General features: G+C 48.2%; 15 protein-coding genes. 5 read left to right on the top strand and 10 right to left on the bottom strand.

Features of this window, described 5'->3' with window-relative positions; genetic code table 11:
* Nucleotides 1-5: 5 nt before the first annotated feature.
* The 4 genes from ACXAD6_RS14650 to ACXAD6_RS14665 form a co-directional block, all read right to left on the bottom strand.
* Nucleotides 6-1,382 carry an extracellular solute-binding protein gene (locus ACXAD6_RS14650; RefSeq protein WP_474969493.1) on the bottom strand — a complete coding sequence of 459 codons (1,377 nt, stop codon included), beginning with the start codon at nucleotides 1,380-1,382 and terminating at the stop codon, nucleotides 6-8.
* A 57-nt stretch (nucleotides 1,383-1,439) separates the two neighbouring features.
* Nucleotides 1,440-2,345 (bottom strand): N-acetylmuramic acid 6-phosphate etherase, encoded by a 906-nt coding sequence (gene murQ, locus ACXAD6_RS14655; RefSeq protein WP_474969494.1) that lies wholly within the window; start codon nucleotides 2,343-2,345, stop codon nucleotides 1,440-1,442.
* 7 nt (nucleotides 2,346-2,352) lie between these two features.
* A complete protein-coding gene (locus ACXAD6_RS14660) occupies nucleotides 2,353-3,312 on the bottom strand; it encodes an N-acetylglucosamine kinase (RefSeq protein ID WP_474969495.1) in 960 nt (319 codons plus the stop codon).
* Nucleotides 3,313-3,445: 133 nt separating this feature from the next.
* Nucleotides 3,446-4,522 (bottom strand): YkvI family membrane protein, encoded by a 1,077-nt coding sequence (locus ACXAD6_RS14665; RefSeq protein ID WP_474969496.1) that lies wholly within the window; start codon nucleotides 4,520-4,522, stop codon nucleotides 3,446-3,448.
* A gap of 185 nt (nucleotides 4,523-4,707) precedes the next feature.
* On the opposite strand from ACXAD6_RS14665, the gene ACXAD6_RS14670 reads away from it, so the two are divergent.
* The 4 genes from ACXAD6_RS14670 (at nucleotide 4,708) to ACXAD6_RS14685 (ending at nucleotide 10,188) form a co-directional block, all read left to right on the top strand.
* Nucleotides 4,708-5,958 (top strand): PucR family transcriptional regulator, encoded by a 1,251-nt coding sequence (locus tag ACXAD6_RS14670; RefSeq protein ID WP_474969497.1) that lies wholly within the window; start codon nucleotides 4,708-4,710, stop codon nucleotides 5,956-5,958.
* A gap of 107 nt (nucleotides 5,959-6,065) precedes the next feature.
* On the top strand, nucleotides 6,066-7,196 hold the full coding sequence (gene ald / locus ACXAD6_RS14675) for an alanine dehydrogenase (RefSeq protein WP_474969498.1): 1,131 nt from the start codon (nucleotides 6,066-6,068) through the stop codon (nucleotides 7,194-7,196).
* Nucleotides 7,197-7,493: 297 nt separating this feature from the next.
* Nucleotides 7,494-9,149, top strand: coding sequence for a M4 family metallopeptidase (locus ACXAD6_RS14680; protein ID WP_474969499.1), 1,656 nt, complete (start codon nucleotides 7,494-7,496; stop codon nucleotides 9,147-9,149).
* Between the two features lie 136 nt (nucleotides 9,150-9,285).
* Entirely contained in the window at nucleotides 9,286-10,188 is a 903-nt protein-coding gene (locus ACXAD6_RS14685) for an acetamidase/formamidase family protein (protein WP_474969500.1), read from the top strand.
* A gap of 58 nt (nucleotides 10,189-10,246) precedes the next feature.
* Here the strand turns inward: ACXAD6_RS14685 and ACXAD6_RS14690 are convergent, their stop codons facing one another.
* The 6 genes from ACXAD6_RS14690 to ACXAD6_RS14715 form a co-directional block, all read right to left on the bottom strand.
* Nucleotides 10,247-11,539 (bottom strand): aldehyde dehydrogenase, encoded by a 1,293-nt coding sequence (locus ACXAD6_RS14690; protein WP_474969501.1) that lies wholly within the window; start codon nucleotides 11,537-11,539, stop codon nucleotides 10,247-10,249.
* 552 nt (nucleotides 11,540-12,091) lie between these two features.
* Nucleotides 12,092-14,251, bottom strand: a complete 2,160-nt coding sequence (locus ACXAD6_RS14695; protein WP_474969502.1) for a TRAP transporter permease — start codon at nucleotides 14,249-14,251, stop codon at nucleotides 12,092-12,094.
* Nucleotides 14,251-14,745 carry a DUF1850 domain-containing protein gene (locus ACXAD6_RS14700; protein WP_474969503.1) on the bottom strand — a complete coding sequence of 165 codons (495 nt, stop codon included), beginning with the start codon at nucleotides 14,743-14,745 and terminating at the stop codon, nucleotides 14,251-14,253. Before ACXAD6_RS14700 ends, ACXAD6_RS14695 begins: the two co-directional genes overlap by 1 nt.
* Nucleotides 14,746-14,783: 38 nt before the next feature.
* On the bottom strand, nucleotides 14,784-15,779 hold the full coding sequence (locus tag ACXAD6_RS14705) for a TAXI family TRAP transporter solute-binding subunit (protein ID WP_474969504.1): 996 nt from the start codon (nucleotides 15,777-15,779) through the stop codon (nucleotides 14,784-14,786).
* A gap of 132 nt (nucleotides 15,780-15,911) precedes the next feature.
* Nucleotides 15,912-16,601: a response regulator gene (locus tag ACXAD6_RS14710; RefSeq protein WP_474969505.1), complete on the bottom strand. Its 690-nt coding sequence runs from the start codon at nucleotides 16,599-16,601 to the stop codon at nucleotides 15,912-15,914.
* Complete coding sequence (locus tag ACXAD6_RS14715; RefSeq protein WP_474969506.1) at nucleotides 16,576-18,198, bottom strand: ATP-binding protein; 1,623 nt, start codon at nucleotides 18,196-18,198, stop codon at nucleotides 16,576-16,578. The genes ACXAD6_RS14710 and ACXAD6_RS14715 overlap by 26 nt, the downstream gene beginning before the upstream one ends.
* A gap of 94 nt (nucleotides 18,199-18,292) precedes the next feature.
* Here ACXAD6_RS14715 and ACXAD6_RS14720 point away from each other — a divergent pair, with 94 nt between their 5' ends.
* The gene (locus ACXAD6_RS14720) at nucleotides 18,293-19,342 is read left to right on the top strand and encodes a DctP family TRAP transporter solute-binding subunit (protein WP_474969507.1); all 1,050 of its coding nucleotides are present in this window, start codon (nucleotides 18,293-18,295) and stop codon (nucleotides 19,340-19,342) included.
* Nucleotides 19,343-19,344 lie beyond the last annotated feature (2 nt).

Genomic DNA, 19,344 nt, shown 5'->3' on the forward strand with positions numbered 1-19,344 from the left:
TAAGCCTACTCTAAACTGCTGCGGTATTCAGCTGCGGCTTTTTCAGCCTCCTCCACAAATTCCTCTGCTGTAATGTTTCCAAGCATGAGGGAAACGAGAGAGTTGCTGATCGGCGTTTCCAGCTCTGAACTCATTGGGTGGGGCTTCTGATGAATCTGCACCTGTTCCGGATCATTGATCATTTCATTCGCTTCGATCAAGAAGGAAGGTACTTCTTCACTGGAAGACAGATCAACACCCTGCAGGTTCATGATCGCTCCGGTATGTTCAGAGAAGCTCTTCGCATACTCTTTCGTGAAAACAAACTCGACGAACGCTTTTGCTGCTTCCTTGTTTTCTGCTTTTTCAGCAATCGCCAGCGGACGAAGATCAGGAACGATGGCATAAGGCTCTCCTTCATCCTGCATCGGTGATGGAACGAATCCATACTCGAAGTCATCCGGTGTATCGTTGGCCATTTCGTTAGGCAGCCAGAACCCGACAGGAATGAACGCATTGTCATGAAGAAGGAAGTTCATCTGGGACTGCGTATGGTTCAAAGCACCGAACCCGTCATCAATCATGCCTTCTGCCTGCATCTGCTCGACTTTTTTCATAACCTCAAGAACCGGATCGCTCGTCCAGGCTCCTTCCTTACCTTTAATCACATCCGTCAAAAGCTCATCCCCGCCGGCTGCACCAAAGGCGGGATACAGCACACCGCGCAGGAAGTAATACGGGTATTGACCAGTGGTGACAAAAGGAGCGATGCCCTCTTCGTCCTTGATCTGCCCCATCGTGTCCATAAATCCAGGAAAATCTTTTGGAACTTCCCAGCCTTTTTCTTCAAACCAGGCATTGTCATACCACGTGCCCCATGTATCAAAAACAAGCGGCAGGCTGTATACGCTGCCATCGTAATCAGCCGGATCGACGATAAAGCTCTCGCTCAAAGCCGTACCATCCTCAAGCTCGACACCTTCCATCCAGTCGGTCAAGTCCATCAACTGTCCGTCTTCCACCATTTGAGTTTCACTGGATCCTGCTCCATCGATGTAAACGACATCAGGCGGATCGTCCGAGACCCAGCGGGAACGCATTTCTTCGTTAATATTCGGACCGGCATGCTCCGTAATCGTGACATCCGGATACTCCTCCTGGAAATCACCGATAACCTCTTTCCACCAGGAATCTCCGTAACCACCGACAAAATACTGAATTTCAAGTTCTCCTGAAACCTCTCCGGATTCTTCTCCGCTGTTCTCTGAAGAAGACTCCTCTTCGGTGCCCTCACTATCTGTCTCTTCTGTTCCTGCTCCGGGCGCACAACCGACGAGCAAAAGAAAACCAAATAAAACGGCGGCAATCAACCAAGCTGATGTTTTCCTCCATAAACTCAACATAAGCTCCCCCTTTTTTGATTGAAATCATGTATTTGAAACCAACGTGTGGTCTTCAAATTAAGTTTTCGCTTTCACCGCATCCCGGAGCTGCCCGTCACAAGTATCGAGGAGACGTTTGGCTTCCTGAAAGGACACCTTCTTTTTCAACATAACAATGGCAGGTTTCACCTGATGCTGCGCTTTCTGCAGAGCTTCTTCCGCTTCCTCATAGGAAGTTCCGGCCGCTTCCATTAAAATGCTTTTGGCCCGCTCCCGCAGTTTGTAGTTGTTTGCATGCACATCCACCATCAGGTTTTCATACACCTTTCCAAGCTTGACCATCACCGCTGTGCTCAGCATGTTCAACACCATCTTATGGGCCGTCGCTGACTTCAAACGGGTGGAGCCTGTCAATACTTCTGGTCCGACGATGACTTCGATCGGGCATTCGGCCTTCCCACTGATTTCGGACTTATCATTACAGGAGAGAGAGATTGTAAAAGCGCCGATCTCCCCGGCATAAGTCAGCGCTCCGATAGGATAAGGGGTCCGGCCGCTGGCGGTAATCCCGACAACGACATCTTTTTTGCTGAACCCGCGGGCCTTCAAATCTTCCCGGCCCTGATTCTCGTTATCTTCGGAGTTTTCCTTTGCTTCTGTAAACGCCCGGCCGCCTCCGGCCATCACTGCCTGCACAAGCGAGGGGTCGACCATAAATGTCGGCGGACACTCCGATGCATCAAGTACGCCGAGTCTGCCACTCGTTCCTGCGCCGACGTAAAATAAGCGGCCTCCGTTTTTCAAGGCTTCTGCGATGTGATTGACAGCTTTTGTAATCGCCGGCAGTACGTTTTTCACAGCCTCCGCTGCTTTATGATCTTCGTCATTCATCACCGTCAGCATTTCTATTGTTGTCATCTCGTCCATATGTATCGTCCGTGCGTTCCTCTGTTCCGTCGTTAAAAATGTAAGGGAATCTGTCATGAGTCCATCACCTTTCTTTTTCCATTCCGGCTGCTCTGCCAAGTAAAGCCGCTCCATATTCCGGTGGAGCGTAAGGATCGGTCAAGGGACCGAACTGCCTGTCTTCCAACAGTTTTCCAACATGATTTCGTAGAACCTGGGAGTATGTAAGGATGGAACCCGCTGCTGAAACAGGCGCTTCCGGATCCACTCCCTGCTTAACGAGACTTTCAATATGAAGCACCAGCTCTTCCGCCGCTTCCTTCAGCAGATCCACCGCTGCCTTATCGCCCTGTTCAGAGGCTTCGATGATGCAAGGAGCAAAGGCAGCGACTTCCTTCTTCTCAAAAGGACGATCATACATATACCGAATCAACTGTTCCGGTCGCTCTAAACCGCAAGCACGCAGAATATAAGAAGTCATTTGTGTAGGTTCCCCGCGCCCATCTGCTGCTTTGGCCACTTTTGATAACGCTTTCAAAGAAAGGTGATAACCGCTGCCTTCATCTCCAATTAGATGTCCCCATCCCCCGCATGTCACAACTTTCCCCGCCGCTGTTATTCCAACAGCATTGGATCCCGTACCGGAAATCAGCAGCATCCCCTCTTCTACGCCTGGGGCCAGCGATCCCTTCAACGCCGCATGCACATCGGATGTGATACACAAGTTTAAATTTTCTGAAAAATTTAGGTTAAAAAAAATTGTACGCACCGTACCAGCCATCTGTTCGACCTCATCCCGCCTGCCGACGCCTGCCAGCCCCATTCCTGCTCCGGATATTTCGTCCGGTGCAAGGGAGAACGTCTTCATTCCGTGCCGGATCAGGTTCTCCAGTCTTCTGCCGGCTTCCTCAAAACCAACGACGTGTGGGTTTGTCCCCGGCCCTTTCACGATCAGCGGCCGCTCGGGATACGCCTTTTCGTCCGCTTTCAAGAACAGACAGGTCGTCTTGGTTCCTCCACCGTCAATACCTATGATGTACGTCATGGGCTTCCTCCCAAACCTTGTTGAACTCATTATAGAGCGTATGAATTTTCATGTCAATAAAATGTTAGAAAATTCGTAATTATATTTCAAGAAAAAGAAAAACCCGGACTGTTTGTAGTCCGGGCTGCCTTTGTTATCCTGCGCGTTTACTGTTCTTCCTTTCTTCCGCCCTCAACCGGAACGGAGCAACAAGGAGGGCCGCAATTAAAAAGAGGCCCATATTTCCAATGAGAGGATAGAACAAGGAAACGAGATCGGTAAATCCGAGGAAGCTCAATCCGAAAGCAGCCGCAATCATGATTAGAACGAACTTTTTATGCCGGGCTGTCCCCAATGTTGTAAATCGTGCAGCGAAAGAGAAGAACATGCTGACCGCGGTGTTGAATACCATTCCAAATAAAACAATGGAATAAAAAGCCCCGAGCACCGGCGACAATTCGTCCACTAAAGCCAGTAGCGGCATGTCGTACCCCGCAATGGAATCGACTCTCGAAAAAATGGCAAGATGGCTGAGCACGATCATCAGACCGAGACCGAGTCCGCCAAAAAATCCGCCAAGCGCAGAGGTTTTTTCATCTGTTTCATTCCCACCCATCAACAGCGCCATCGAAGCACCGACAGCGATATTAAAGGACACATAATTCATGGCAGAAATGAACCAATAGGAAAAGTCACTCGGCTGCTTCAGGGCGGTCGCTTCCAATACAGCAAAGCTTTTATCCATCGACACCACACTATAGATGGAAATGAGCACGACAGTCAGTATTAAAAACGGAGTGATACTGCCAATAATCTTTACCACTTTGTCGACATTCAGCAATAGGGCCGCCGTCACGATGACGCACATGAAAATGATACCTGTAATCGCTGGGATTCCGAACTGCTGACTTGGAATCGAACCTGCACCGGCAATCATGACAACGCCTACGCCGAATAACGTGAAAATGATAACCGCGTCGACGGTCCATCCCAGCCAGCGCCAGCCGCTCACACGGTGGATGGCTTCTTTATGAGATTCGGCTTTCATCCGGGTGCCGAGCTTTGTCAGCATCATGCCCATGTAGGCGAAGAAGGCTGTGGCCAGTACGGCTCCTGCGGTACCCATATGTCCGTAACTGGTGAAATACAACAACACTTCCTGGCCGGAAGCAAAACCTGCTCCTACAATAATTCCGATAAATGCACTGGCCATCTTAAAAATTCTACTCATCCTGCTCCTCCTTATGTAAAAATTCTTGTTGTTTTTATAATCCGCCCTCCAACTTTTGTGGTTTTACACAAACAGACCTTTCCATCTTCGTATAAATACACAAGATAAGCAAGAGAAAATGGTCATGTCTGCATACGAAAAACCATGATAGAATAGAGGTAATGATTGAAAGAAGGAGAACGTCTATGAGTCCATCACCACGTATCCCTAAAACATTGAACGATCTGATTGATTCTCCCGAAGGATTAGCCGATCGAATCGCCGAAAGCCTTGGCTGCCCCGTTACAATCGAAGATGCCAATCACCAGATTGTTTCCTACAGCAAACATGAAGAACGTGTGGATGATGCCAGAACGGCTACAATCATGCGCCGGAAAGTGCCGGAAAGTGTTGTCAACGGCTTATGGAAGCACGGCATTATGGCAAGGCTTTTTGAAAGCGGACGCCCGGTCATCGTCCCTCCGATTGAAGACATCGGCCTCGGCCGCAGGCTTGCCGTATCCGTCAGGCATAAAGAGGACATCCTCGGCTTCATCTGGGCACAGACCGCGGAATTGACGATCACGGAAGAACATCTTCAGACGATTGAAGATGCCGCCCGTATCGTAAGTCAGCATCTGCTCCGCCAGCAGGCGAAGAAAAAGAAATCCGAAGAAAACCAAAAAGAGTTTTTCTGGCAGCTGTTAACCGGCTCTTTGGAAAACTCCTCCGATATCAAACGACTGGGAAAAAAACATCAAATGAATCTTCAGGGCCAGCTTTGTGTAGCTGTCTTCGAATTCACGGAAGACCTCAGTCAGTCTGTCGAACGTCAGGCCTATTATTTATCAGAAACACTGTACCAGACTAGGATTGTCAGCCGGATTTTTGACGATCATCAGCTGATCCTGCTTGTACGGACAGATCCTAAAGAAGAGGCGGACCACTTGAGCCGTGCTTTTCTGAACGACTTCACCCAGAAAATGAAAGAACGGCTGAACTTCGATGATTTAAAGGGAGCTGTCGGCCTCGTCTACCATACACCGTCGCTGATCCACTCGAGTTACAAACAGGCCCTTAAAGTGCTTGAGTTGAAGGATCAATTCCCGAAAGCCCTTGCGGAAGTGGATCACTACCAGGACCTCGGCATCTATCAGTTCATTAACGAAATTGCCGATCTGCAGAGGAAGGAACATTACCATAATGATGCCCTCCGTAAAATCAAGGCGTATGATGAAGATAACCGGGCGGCCCTGCTCGAAACATTGAAGGTGTTCCTTGCTCATAACAGCAATGCCCATAAAGCAGCCGAAAACATGCATATTCACACCAACACGTTGAATTACCGGCTGAAAAGGATCCGGGAAATCGGTGGTATCGACTTTAAAAATGCCAGTCAGAAAATGATGCTGTTCATAGATTTGTTAATCGATGAAAAAGAAAAAGAGGATTTGTGATTTTTCACAAATCCTCTTCTTTATTTTCTCACTTTCTGCTAAACAAAAAACTCATTTCCCAGGCTATACTTTTCTTACAAATTGTTCTGAAAGGTGGTCATTTTCTTATGATTATCGGAGTACCGAAAGAAATTAAAAACAATGAAAACCGTGTAGCTATTACACCATCAGGGGTTGTAAACCTTACAAAAGCAGGACATAAAGTATACATTGAAGCCGATGCCGGTCTTGGCAGTAACTTCACGAACGAAGAATATCAAGCTTCTGGTGCTGAGCTTATTGAAAGCGCTTCAGAACTGTGGGCTGCTTCTGAAATGGTTATGAAAGTTAAAGAACCTCTAGCTTCAGAATATCCGTATTTCCGTAAAGGGTTGGTCCTTTTCACCTACCTTCACCTGGCGGCAGAGCCTGAATTGACGAAAGCGCTTGTGGAAAATGAAGTAACGGCGATCGCTTACGAAACCGTTTCTGCTGATCAGAAACTTCCTCTGCTTACACCAATGAGTGAAGTAGCCGGTCGGATGGCTACCCAGATCGGTGCTCAGTATCTGGAGAAATCCTACGGCGGCATGGGCATTCTATTGAGCGGTGTTCCAGGCGTTTCCCGAGGTAAAGTAGTGATCATCGGCGGCGGAATCGTTGGTACGAATGCTGCGAAGATTGCGATCGGCCTTGGTGCTCAGGTGACGATTCTTGACCTTAACCCGACACGCCTGCGCGAACTGGATGATCAGTTCGGTTCCGATATCCAGACATTGATGTCCAACCCGTATAACATTGCTGAATCTGTGAAAGATGCAGACCTTGTCATCGGCGCGGTTCTTATCCCAGGAGCTAAAGCACCGAAACTCGTTTCTGAAGATATGGTGAAATCCATGAAAGAAGGTTCCGTCATCGTTGACGTCGCCATCGATCAAGGAGGAAACTTTGAAACAGTGGATCACATTACGACTCACGATGATCCGATTTATGAAAAACACGGGGTTCTTCACTATGCTGTTGCCAACATTCCGGGAGCTGTCCCTCGCACGGCAACCATCGGTTTGACGAATGTCACCATTCCTTACGCGCTGCAGATTGCGAACAAAGGAGTTACCGCCGCAGTCAGTGACAACAAAGCCATCGAAGAGGGTGTCAACACAGCGAACGGTCATTTGACGTACGAAGCGGTTGCTCGTGATCTCGGCTACTCCTACACACCTGTGCTGGAAGCTTTAAGAGAAATTGCCCACGCCTAAGAAAAGACAATAAATGCTAACCATAAACCCGTGCTGGGAACACAGCACGGGTTTTACAATGTCTCCTTTTACAAATGCACCGCTCGTTCCTATAAGGAGCAGCGGACTTTTCCCCCACTCTTTATTCGTGAAACCACCGCCTCAAATGACCAGCCCCCTTCACTTCTTACCTGCGTAAATAGTCACGATTCTTGTTATTTCTGCATAATTTTCAGAAAAGATAAACAGTTCAAACGACTCTGTCTTTTTTACCTATTTTTTCCTATAATTGGTTGTATTCTTGATAGGAGGTTGATTATGAAAAAGAAGTACGTCATTCCAGTAGCCGTCTTATCGTCCGCCTTGTTTATGGGAACATCAGCACCCCAGACGCATGCCGTCAGTACATCAGACCAGACACAGGTTCAACAGCAGATTGTACATAACCAGCAGAACAAGCCTTTTTTCAACAAAGAAAAGACACAGACGTCCTCAAGTGCCACGGAAAAGTCCGCCCAGGAGCACTTGAAGAAAAACAAAAAGACGTATAACATTTCCAATCCGGACAAGAGCCTCAAACAGACCGATTTGAAAACCGATGATCTCGGAATGACCCACGTTACCCTGCAGCAGACAAAAAACGGTGTTCCGGTCGAGGGACATCTCGTTAAGGTGCATTACAGCGAAGACGAGAAAGTGGAAGCTGTGAATGGACAGTTCAACACTTCTATAGAAAAGTCCACCATGTCGACAAAGCCATCCATAACAAAATCAAAAAGTATCACCACCGCTAAGAAAGCGGTTACGGCACCTGATGAACTAGTGGAATCCCCAACTTCAGAGCTTGTCATTTATCCATTCAACGGCGAAAATCACCTGGCTTATAAAGTAAACGTCAACTTCCTCGGAGAAACGCCGGGCAACTGGTTTGTCTATGTGGATGCAGAAACGGGGAAAGTCATCGATCAGTACAATACGATCATGCATGCCAGCTATAAAACATCCCGCGGCTTCGGTATCGGGGTGCTTGGCGATTACAAGACACTTCACATTTCCAAGGACATGAGCACCCAGGGGCGCGATTACTACCTGCTTGATCAGTCCCATAAGGACCTGGACGGCATCTATACGCTCGATGCTGAAAATCAATATGTGCTTCCAGGAAAGCTCTTCTCATCCTCTGATGCTGCTTTCCGGACAAGCTATGAACGTCCGGCAGCAGATGCGCATTACAATTCTGAAGAAGTCTATAAATACTTCAAGGATGAACACGACCGGAACTCTATTGACGGGGAAGGCATGCCGATTGTGTCCACCGTCCACTTTGGAGAGGATTACAACAATGCCTTCTGGAATGGTCAGCAGATGACCTACGGGGACGGCGACGGGGATTTCTTCATCCCACTATCCGCAGGTCTTGACGTTGCTGCCCACGAAATGACCCACGGAGTGACGACGTTCTCAGCAGGGTTGAAGTACCGCTTCCAATCTGGTGCTTTGAATGAAGCCTTCTCCGACATTTTCGGAGCCTTGGTTGATGAAGAGGACTGGGAAATGGGTGAAGATATTATGGGAGCCGGGGCGAAATCAGAAGGCCGGACAGCCCTACGCAGTTTGAGCAATCCGAGTAAGTTTCCTGTCGGGGCAGATTATGTCTCTTACGGAGATGGAAACGGCATGTACCCTTCCCATATGGACGAGTATTATGACCTGCCTATCGAACTGGACAATGGCGGCGTTCACATCAACTCCTCCATCATCAACCATGCCGCCTACCTGACAGGTGAAAAGATCGGTAAAGATAAACTCGGCCATATTTATTACCGAGCGCTTACAGTATACCTGATGCCTGATTCGGACTTTGACCATGCACGTGAAGTGATCATTCAATCAGCGGTCGATTTATACGGGGAAGACAGCCCTGAAGCAGCAGCTGCTGCTTATGGACTGGACGAAGTAGGAATCACAGGCTGACCAATCGGAGGCTCCCATTAAGGGAGCCTCTTTCATAAGAATGGGCGGGAGCTCTCATCAGAAGAGAGGGGTCCAAGTCTTCGATACTGAAGAGTCATAATCTATTGATGTACGGCAACAAAAGGAGGAAAAGCCTATGACAGTCACTTTATCCAAGGAACATTTCATCTATGCGATGGACAAGGAACATCCGCCTGCCTTACACGTTTCATCAGGCACAACGATTCAGGTGCATACACACGACTGCTTCGAAGGTCAGATCCAGTCGGAGGATACCGAAATCGATGCGGTGGACTGGAACCGGATCAACCCCGCTACAGGTCCTGTCTACATTGAAGAAGCAGAGCCCGGAGATACATTGAAAGTCACGATTCAGGATATTCAATTAGGAGACAGCGGAGTGATGGTCACTGGTCCTGACCTTGGAGTGATGGGGCACCGGATGGAGACATTCCAGGCAAAAATCATTCCTGTCGAAGACGGAAAAGCTGTTTTCAATAAGGATGTATCTCTTCCGGTTAACCCTATGATCGGGGTGATTGGAGTGGCACCTGAGGGTGATGCCGTGTCCTGTGGCACACCAGGCGCCCACGGAGGAAATATGGATACAAAAGAAGTGACGACAGGATCTTCTCTCTACTTCCCTGTTTTTCATAAAGGGGCCCTTCTTTCTCTGGGGGATCTTCACGCAGCCATGGGAGACGGAGAAATCAGTGTCTCCGGTGTGGAAATTCCGGCCGAAGTTTCGATCCATGTAGCGGTTATCAAAAGCCGGCCACTTCCTTTCCCTTTCCTGAAAAATGAGGATGGACTGAGTATTCTTGTCTCTAAAGACACGCTGGATGAAGCTGTAGACACTGCGGTTGAGCTGATGATTGATTTCCTCCAGCCGCAGACAGACCTTTCTTTATCAGAACTGACGATGCTGATGAGTGCTGCCGGGCAGGTACAGGTCAGTCAGGTCGTGGATCCGCTGAAAACCGCCCGCTTCTTTGTACCACACACGGTGCTTGAAGCCTATTCCATCTCTATTGAATAAAAAAAGAGCTGCTTCCGGAAGTAAACCGGAGCAGCTCTTTTCGTAGAGGAATATTTTTTCATCGTTTCAAAACACTCTTGAAGTGTGTGAAAGTATCAAAGCTTGCTTTGCCGTGATAAGCTCCCATCCCACTGTTTCCTACACCACCAAATGGGAGGTAGTGGGTTGTCATATGGTTGATCGTATCGTTAATCGCACCTCCACCAAAGGAGATGTTCGTGAAGACCTCGTTCTGGACTTCCTCGTCTTCTGTAAACAAATAGAGGGCCAGCGGTTTCGGACGGTCCATGACCGCTTCAACAGCTTCAGATACTTCATCAAATGTGAGCACAGGAAGAATCGGACCGAATATTTCGTCCTGCATCACATCGTCCTCCCAGGTAATTTGATCAAGAAGCGTCGGCTCAATAAATAAGTTCTCCTTATCCGTACGTCCGCCCATGTAAAGTTCGCCGTTATCCAAGAAGTTTTTGAGACGATCGAAGTGCTTTCCGCTAACTACGTGAGGATACGCATCAGCCGGAACCACATCGCCATACGTGTTCGTTTTCGCTTCTTTGATTTTCTGCATCAATGCCTCTTTTACATCGCTGTGGGCTAGAACATAATCAGGAGCCACACAGGTTTGCCCGGCGTTCATGAATTTACCTCCAGCAATACGGGCAGCTGCCTGATCCAGATCAGCGTCCTTGTGAACAATCGCTGGACTCTTACCTCCCAGCTCAAGGGTCGTTGGTGTTAAGGTCTTCGCGGCAGCTTCGGCTACGATACGACCGACGCCTGTACTACCCGTGAAGAAGATGTAGTCGAAATTTTCTTTAAGCAGGGCCGTACTTGTCTCTACTTCCCCTTCGACTACATGGATGTATTTTTCCTTGAAGTTTTCATTAATCATGCCGGCCAGCAGGCTGGATGTGTTCGGCGTTAACTCAGACGGCTTCAATACAGCCGTGTTTCCTGCTGCAATGGCTCCGACAAGTGGGGCCACAGCCAGCTGTACGGGGTAGTTCCACGGAGAGATCACCAGGGTGGAACCATAAGGCTCAGGCTGGATAAAGCTTTTGGCTTCGCCATGAGCTTCAGGAGTCGGAACTTCCTGCGCGGCCGACCATGTATCCAGATTCTCAAGCATAAAATCAATTTCTGCCAGTACAAGACCGATTTCTGCACGGTTAGTCTCTTCCTCCGGCTTATTTAAATCCGCCTTCACTGCATCGATGATATCCTGTTGGTGAGAGGTCATATATTCTTTAATTGTTGTTAAAGCTTCTTTACGAAAAGCCGTTTCCTTCGTCTTTCCACTACGGAAAAAGGATTTCTGCTTCTGTACCAGTTCTTGATAGTTTTCCATCATAAACGTCTCCTTTTGAATGTTGAGCAGTCAAACGACCTTCTTGTACAGGCTGTTATGCCCCGGCTCTTCCCTGTCCAGGAAACGGTGAAACGCCGGGACCGTCTGCGGCCCAATTCCTTGGACTCACCTAACCAGATGAGCGTGCTGTCTAAACTACTCCTCTATAACCGGACAGTCAATTGATTTGTCTGGAAGAGGCCTTTAAACCAAAATCCCCTGACGTGATTTTTGAATCTCGCCAGGGGTCGAAATGCTTTAATTTTTCAGCTCTGTTAAAGTCTGTTGTTGATATTTTAAACGATTACTAAATCGTCTCCGTCTGGAATCAGGGGTCCGGTCCGTTATTACTCAGAGCGTGGGATGGCAGGGAAAACCGTCCGCTTTCCGCGGGGAACGATGAGCCTCCTCGAACTTCGTTCTCCGGGGGCTCACGGTACCCCACGGAAAGGGAGTCATTCCCAAGGCCGCCTCCTACAAATCCCATGACAGAAAAGGGTGATCTGAGCTCACATGTTACATAACAACACCAAGCAATAACAGAGCCAATTTTTAAAGAGCAGACCTCTGCTCACTGACTCCATTCGTCTGTCTAAGGTTGAATAGAAGGATGACCACAAAGGCAGCCAGTCCAATAAAGTCGGTCCATAACCCTGGATAAATCAGCAGCAGAGCGCCTGCTCCGGCAAGAAAACGATAGCCGGTGGAAACCTTCGTCTTCAAGTATCCCTCTGTCATGATGGACAGGAGGAAAACGCCGATGAGTGACGTAACAGTAATCGTCATGATGTTCATGATCGTCGCATCGATCATCAGCATTTCGTGCGAAAATACAAACATGAAGGGCACGATAAATCCGGCAATCGCCAGCTTCATGGCTTGGAAACCGGTTTTGTTCGGATCACCGCCTGCGACTCCGGCTCCGGCAAAGGCCGCCAGAGCGACAGGTGGAGTAATGTTGGCAAAGATACCGAAATAAAATACGAACATATGGGCAACAAACGTCGCCGTTTCCGTCGATCCTGCCAGCTCTCTATAAAGCGGAAGCTGGAGAAGAATAGGCGCAGCCATCGTACTTGTGATGATATACGTCGGAATACTTGGAAGTCCCATACCTAAAATAATCGACGTGATCATCGTAAGCACCAGCGTAATGATCAGCTGGATCAGCGGACTGTTCACCGCACTTCCGATACTTACGATACTGTTGGCAATTTCCAGGGCTACCCCTGTTAAAGAGGCAATCCCTACAACGATTCCTACCGCTCCACAGGCTATTGCAACAGGCACCGTTGTTTTCGCGCCTTCCTCCAAAGCTTTCAAGCAATCAACCACGCCTACTTCATCCCCTTTGATCCGGAGACGCTTCCTCCATAGATTAATAGCAAGTGGAACGGCTACAATAAGCAGCAGCTCCCACCAATCACTCCGCACATTCGGTACGGTGCTTCCGGACAGAACCGCAGACAGCTGCGGCTGGAAGATGAGAAACATAGAGATTCCAAGGATAATAGGAATCATCCGGCTCGTCCCGGCAATGACGACAGTGGCAATGATCGACCAAAACGCTGCATAAAACGGGGTTTTCCCGGAAAACAACAAATAAAGCAGAGTGAGCATCGGAATGATTAAGTGTCCGCGTTCAGCGATGACTTCCTTCACAGACGGCAGTTCACTTTTAGGCAGCCCCTGCAGCCCCCGTTTTGCCGCCCGGAAATGAACCTGAAGTAAAATCCCTACATAGAACAAGAGGGCAGGAATGATTCCTGCAAGAATGATTTTTGTGTAGGGAACGTTCAAATTCTCCGCCATAATAAAAGCAGCAGCCCCCATGATCGGAGGAAGGATCTGTCCACCTACACTGGCCGCGGATTCCACAGCACCGGCAAAGTTCTTTTTATAGCCGATTTTTTTCATAAGAGGAATGGTAAACGTTCCTGTTGTGACGACGTTGGCAATCGCAGATCCATTAATGGATCCTAAAAAACCACTGGCGATGACCGCCACTTTGGCAGGGCCGCCTTTCGTATGACCGGCTACGGCAAGGGCCAGATCATTAAACAACTGCCCCATACCGGACCGGGCTAGAAAAGCGCCGAATAAGATGAACAGGATAATGTAGCTGGCCGATACACCGATGGCTGTTCCGAGCACCCCTTCGGTGATGAAGACGAGCTGGGCAATGATCTGCTTCGCCACACTCGTAACAATGACACCGTTCAGATCTGGATAGACAGACAATTTCACATAAAAGCCATAAACCAAAAAGCCGAGTCCCAGAAGGGTAAGCCCCCATCCCGTCACCCTTCTCGTAATATCAAATAAAAGAAGCAGAATGAGAATCCCTGCGTAGAAATCCATATCATTGATCTGCCCTCCGGATTGGATAATCCGTTCGGCCGTCACAAACATATACAAGCCGGCAAATACCGAGAGACCGGCCGTGATGTAATCATAAACCGGAACTTTACTGCTTCCCCTTTTTCTAACCAGAGGATACAGCAGAAATCCGAGCGTCATTAATGTATACAAGTGGATGCTCCTCTGTTTTACATCCACAAGGGAACCAGCATAGGACGTGTACAAATGAAATAAGGATAATGAAATCGCAAGGACAGAAATCGCAAGCGCCATCGGCTTTACAAAGTCCGTTCTCGTTGTACTTTCCCTGTCATACTTTTCTGCCGTTTCACTGTTCTGTTTGTTCATCATCATTCCTCTCCCTTCCACCCCTGTCCTTTCAAAACAATATACTTCCATACGGGCATACGACGGACAGCAACCTGATATGCCTTCTTTTCAGCCAGCTGGTACGTGATATCCTTTCCATAGAAAAGGCGGTGTTCGGTTGCTTCCCCTGTACGGACGACCAGCTCGCTTCCGACCGGCTGGTGAATGCCTGTCATATACACCCACCCGTCCTGGACATACGTATCTTCCCCTGTATTGTGGGGGACGCCTGCCCCAAAAGTTTTAAAGCGTGTTTCTGTCAGGGTGATCTTCCCATCCTGGACAATAAATACTTCTTCCCAATCTTCTTTTTCAACCGAATGCTCCCAGCGGATGCGTAACGTCTGCTCCGAATCTGTAAGGTGTACAGCTGTGATCTTTCCTTCTTTGTTTAAAGTCAGCGCTTCCAAAGAAAAAAAGACTGTAAAAAGAGAAACGGCTGATAAACCGATTAGAAACATATAGAAAATTCTCATCGTAGTAAAGGGCACCGGATCAACGATGCCCCTCTCCTTTACTCTAAAATTCCCTGTTCCTCATAGAATTTCTCCGCACCTGGATGCAGCGGAGCAATCAGGCCTTTCGCAATGTCATCTCTGTCCAGCTGTTTTAACGCTCCAACGGAAACTTCTTCTGTTCCTAAATACTCGTAATACCGTTTGGTCATGTCGTAAACGACGTCTTCACTCAAATCTTTGGACACGATAATCATGTTCTGAATACCAACGGTTTCCACTGCTTCATCAAGATCATACGCCGCTTCATTACCGGCCTCTATCGTATTCGCCTTATAGAACGGATACTTGTCCATCAGCGTCTTGGCTGTCTCCCCGCTGATTTCGACAAACTGGATATCTGACTGCTGCATCAAATCGGTAATATTACTGTTCGGTACCCCTGATGTGAAGAAGGCAGCATCCAAGTTTCCATTCTTCATTTCCTGCACGCTGTCGGCATAGCCGGTATGCGTCACTTTGGAAAGATCATCATAGGTAATATCCTCTGCCTCCAGCACTTTCTTCGCACTCTGCTCTACGCCGGAACCGACTTTTCCAACTCCGACTTTCTTGCCTTTCAAATCAGCCACAGACGTAATCCCACTGTCTTTTAAAGCGACAATCTGGACAACATTCTGGTACATTCCTGCCATCGCTTGAACGTCAACCGCATTTCCATCAAACTGTCCCTGCCCTTCTATTGCATCATAACCGACATCACTCATAATGATGGCCATCTGATTCAAACCATCTTTAATATTCTGGATGTTCGCGACAGAAGCCCCAGTTGATTCCACGGTGACATTGTCCACATTTTCACTTTCCTCAAATACGGGTTTGACCGCTCCGCCAATGGGATAATAAGTTCCTGATGTACCACCTGTGCCTAATACAATCGATTCTGAACCTGATTCACCGGACCCGGATGCCTCTTCAGAATCTCCGCTGCCTCCGCAGGCCGCTAAAAATGCCGTAAGAATCAGTACAGATATAAGAAAAACACGCTTCATCATAGAATTGCCTCCAATTCGTAATATTCTAAAAATAATGATAACGCTTACAAATCAGATTGAGAACATTACGGACATAATGAACATTTTGGTCTTTTTGTTCATAAAAAAACTCCCCTGCCTATGAGGAGAGAGTCAAGATCTTATCCGATAGCGGTTTACCGGACGGCCTACCGTTCCATATTGAATATCAATGATGACCGAGCCTTCTTTCTGAAGATATTCCAGATACCTTCTTGCCGTGACACGGGCTGCCCCGATCGCTTCAGCCGCTTCCTCTGCCGACAGAGGGTGCGGGGAGGATGTCAATACATGGACCACTTGTTTCAGTGTCTGCTCATTCAATCCTTTAGGAAGCACCTTATTCTCTGCTGGGACAGCCGATCCAAACAGCTCATCCAGCTGAGTCTGGCTGAGCTCCCCATTTCCAATCACAGCCGTCCGGTACGTTCTGTACTTTTCCAGTGCGTGCTGCAGCCGTTCGAATTTGAATGGCTTGATGATGTAGTCAATCACTCCGTACTGATACATCGTGCGGATGGTTTCTTTCTCTTTGGAAGCCGTAATAGCAATCACATCCGCTTGAACACCGTTCGCACGGAGCTTTTTCAACGTCTCTACTCCGTCCAGTTCGGGCATGTACACATCGATGACAATCAGCTGAGGGGTATGCCGGGAGGCCAGTTCAACTCCCTCTCTTCCATTGGAAGCAATGGCCTGCACCTTGTAAGAAGGCACCCTTTCAATGAACTGCCGGTTGACTTCCTGAACCATTGGGTCATCTTCAATTAAAAGAACTTCAAGCGTTTCTAACGGTCTGCTCATCCTGTCCCTCCTCGATGATAAGTGGTACATCAATGATGATGGTTGTTCCCTGTCCCTCCGCCGATTTCACCGTTATTTTACCCATGGCCTGATCCACGAGATTTTTAACAAGATACAATCCTATGCCGGACCCCTGATCTCCTTTCGTAGAAAAGCCTTTTTTATACATCTGCCGGCTGACCGAGGGACTTATCCCCATCCCGTTATCTTCAACGATGATGGAGCACGTTTCGTCGTCCTGTATAACTGATACCCGGATCGTTTTTTCATCCTGTTGGATCCCTTCAAAGGAGTGAAAGGCATTTTCAATCAGATTTCCCAATATAAGCACCAGATCATGATGGTCCCAGAGCGGCGGAAATACCATCAATCCGCTTTCTTCCTCTACCGAAACATCAACCCCTAATTCCCTGCCTCTGGAAATTTTACTCAGAAGGAGGCCGGCGATGCTGTAATCCTGGAAGGTGGCCAGAAGGGAACGTGACAGCTTCTCCTGTTTTTCTGAGGTGTCAAATACATACTGCAGGGCTGCATCGTTCTGTTCCAGCTGAATCATACCGGCGATGGTATGAAGCTTATTGCGATGTTCGTGGTTTTGTACCCGCAGGGCATCCACAAAAGCTTTCACACCTGTCAGTTCTTCAGCGAGCCGGGTCACTTCGGTCCGATCCTGAAAGATCAAAACGGCTCCTTCATATCGATCCTCCACTTGGATCGGAATACATGTAACAAGAAGAAGCTTCATCCCAGCCCGGATCTCACGATTCAACACAGGCTCTCCACCAGCAAGGACATCTCCGAGTTTCAGACCAGGGACGATAGTATGTACAGAATGCCCTGCGGGTGAGTCCGTAACATCCAGCAGGGATCCTGCCCTTTGGTTGATTAATGTCACTTTCCCAGCTGCATTTACAGTCACGATTCCTTCATTCATGGCTTCGAAAGCTGCGGTCCGTTCTTCATAAAGCTGAACAATTTCGTGAGGCTCCAAAGCAAACATCTGCTCCTTTAAATGACGCGCAAGCAGCCAGGATCCGGCCATCCCGAATAGAGAGGTGAGAAGAAGAACAATTCCGATATCGCTTTTCATCTCCCAGATGATTTCCCCCATAGAGGGAAGAATTTCACCGACCACTACAACACCGATCTGCTCATGATTCTCATCCATTACAGGGACGAACCCGCGCACGGCTGTCCCGGATTCCCCTTTGGCTTTGGAGGTGTAGCTGTGTTCAGCAAAGGCCGGCCCTTCATCCCTCCCGGAAGACAGCGTGCCCAGATTTTCCTCGACAGGGTGGGAGTAGCGGATCCGGTTCATGTTCAAAACAACGATGTAATTCGACTGGTAGACGGTACGCATCTGTTCGACCAGGGGTTGAATGTTCTCCCATCCCCTCGATTCTTTGAGATGGCTCTGGATTTCAGGAAGGCTTGCGATGGTCTGTCCGGTCAGGAGCGCCCGTTCTCCCAGTTCTTCTTCTTTTGTTTCGACCGTATGACCGACAATGAGAATTCCACCGATCAATAATGAGAAAAGGACCATACCAAACGATAGAATGGTAATCTTCCAGCGTATCGGCATGCGTTTCAATGACATGAATCTGCTCCTTTCCCTTTTTGTCCTTCCAGTGTATCATCTTCCAGACAGATTATGGTACACTTGTGTAAACGATTTCAGAGGAGTGCTGTCATTGAGAACGTTCGCACTCATTTCACTCTTTATTTGCAGCGGAGTGCTGGCGGCTTTCGTTTTCGGTTTTGACCTCAGAGATACTGTACAAACGCTGGAATATGATGATGAACAGGAAGGCCTGGAAGATCAGGTCGTCATCAAATTCAGCCATGTCGCGTCTGAACACACCCCTAAGGGTTTGGCCGCGCGTAAGTTTGCGGAGCTCGTGGAAGCACGGACAAATGGCACCGTGTCAGTAGAAATCTATGCCAATGGGGCGTTGTATAACGATCAGGATGAACAGCAGGCTCTTAAAGAAAACCGGGTACAGATGATTGCTCCCGCTACATCTAAACTCACTTCAGAGTATCCCGTTTTTCAAATTCTGGACCTTCCTTATGCTTTCTCTTCCTATGAAGAAGTTAGAAAAGCTTATGAAGGTACAATCGGGCGGACGCTGCTTGGTGAATTGAACAAATCAGAAATGAGAGGGATGGGATTCTGGTATAACGGCTTCAAACAGATGACGAGTACCAGCGAGCCTCTCCTACACCCGAGCGACTTTAAACGGATGCATTTCCGCAGAATGCCGAGTCCGGTGATCGAAAGGCAGTTTCAAGCCCTGGACGCCAGTACCAGCCTGCTGCCCTTTAATAAAACCTACGAAAACCTGGATGTGGAATTTATCAATGGTCAGGAAAATACCACGTCCAACATTTATACGAAAAAGCTTTATGAGACACAGGATCACTTAACCATCAGCAGCCATGGCTATCTCGGCTATATCGTCCTTACAAATGAAACCTTCTGGAAGAACCTCTCCGAGGAACAACGAGAAAGCATTGATACGTCCATGGAGGAGGCTACGGATTGGATCCGCCGTCATTCTATTGAAACGAACGATGCCCACCTCAGAGAATTAAAGCGCACCGACTCGATCAGCATCCATTATTTAAATCAGGAGCAGCAGGACGTATGGCGGCAGGCGCTCGAACCCGTCTACATAGAAACAGAAACATTCGTGGGCAGAGAATTGATGCAGGAACTTGATCAAATCACCGACCAGTGAAG

This window comes from Halobacillus sp. ABH2_015, assembly GCF_056158945.1.

Excerpts from the sequence above, each read along its gene's own strand:
- ACXAD6_RS14700 (WP_474969503.1), bottom strand. The coding sequence starts at position 14,745 with ATGAGAATTTTCTATATGTTTCTAATCGGTTTATCAGCCGTTTCTCTT.
- ACXAD6_RS14710 (WP_474969505.1), bottom strand. The coding sequence starts at position 16,601 with ATGAGCAGACCGTTAGAAACGCTTGAAGTTCTTTTAATTGAAGATGAC.
- ACXAD6_RS14685 (WP_474969500.1), top strand. The coding sequence starts at position 9,286 with ATGACAGTCACTTTATCCAAGGAACATTTCATCTATGCGATGGACAAG.
- ACXAD6_RS14660 (WP_474969495.1), bottom strand. The coding sequence starts at position 3,312 with ATGACGTACATCATAGGTATTGACGGTGGAGGAACCAAGACGACCTGT.
- ACXAD6_RS14670 (WP_474969497.1), top strand. The coding sequence starts at position 4,708 with ATGAGTCCATCACCACGTATCCCTAAAACATTGAACGATCTGATTGAT.
- ACXAD6_RS14695 (WP_474969502.1), bottom strand. The coding sequence starts at position 14,251 with ATGATGAACAAACAGAACAGTGAAACGGCAGAAAAGTATGACAGGGAA.
- ald (WP_474969498.1), top strand. The coding sequence starts at position 6,066 with ATGATTATCGGAGTACCGAAAGAAATTAAAAACAATGAAAACCGTGTA.
- murQ (WP_474969494.1), bottom strand. The coding sequence starts at position 2,345 with ATGACAGATTCCCTTACATTTTTAACGACGGAACAGAGGAACGCACGG.
- ACXAD6_RS14665 (WP_474969496.1), bottom strand. The coding sequence starts at position 4,522 with ATGAGTAGAATTTTTAAGATGGCCAGTGCATTTATCGGAATTATTGTA.
- ACXAD6_RS14715 (WP_474969506.1), bottom strand. The coding sequence starts at position 18,198 with ATGTCATTGAAACGCATGCCGATACGCTGGAAGATTACCATTCTATCG.
- ACXAD6_RS14705 (WP_474969504.1), bottom strand. The coding sequence starts at position 15,779 with ATGATGAAGCGTGTTTTTCTTATATCTGTACTGATTCTTACGGCATTT.
- ACXAD6_RS14680 (WP_474969499.1), top strand. The coding sequence starts at position 7,494 with ATGAAAAAGAAGTACGTCATTCCAGTAGCCGTCTTATCGTCCGCCTTG.
- ACXAD6_RS14650 (WP_474969493.1), bottom strand. The coding sequence starts at position 1,382 with ATGTTGAGTTTATGGAGGAAAACATCAGCTTGGTTGATTGCCGCCGTT.
- ACXAD6_RS14690 (WP_474969501.1), bottom strand. The coding sequence starts at position 11,539 with ATGGAAAACTATCAAGAACTGGTACAGAAGCAGAAATCCTTTTTCCGT.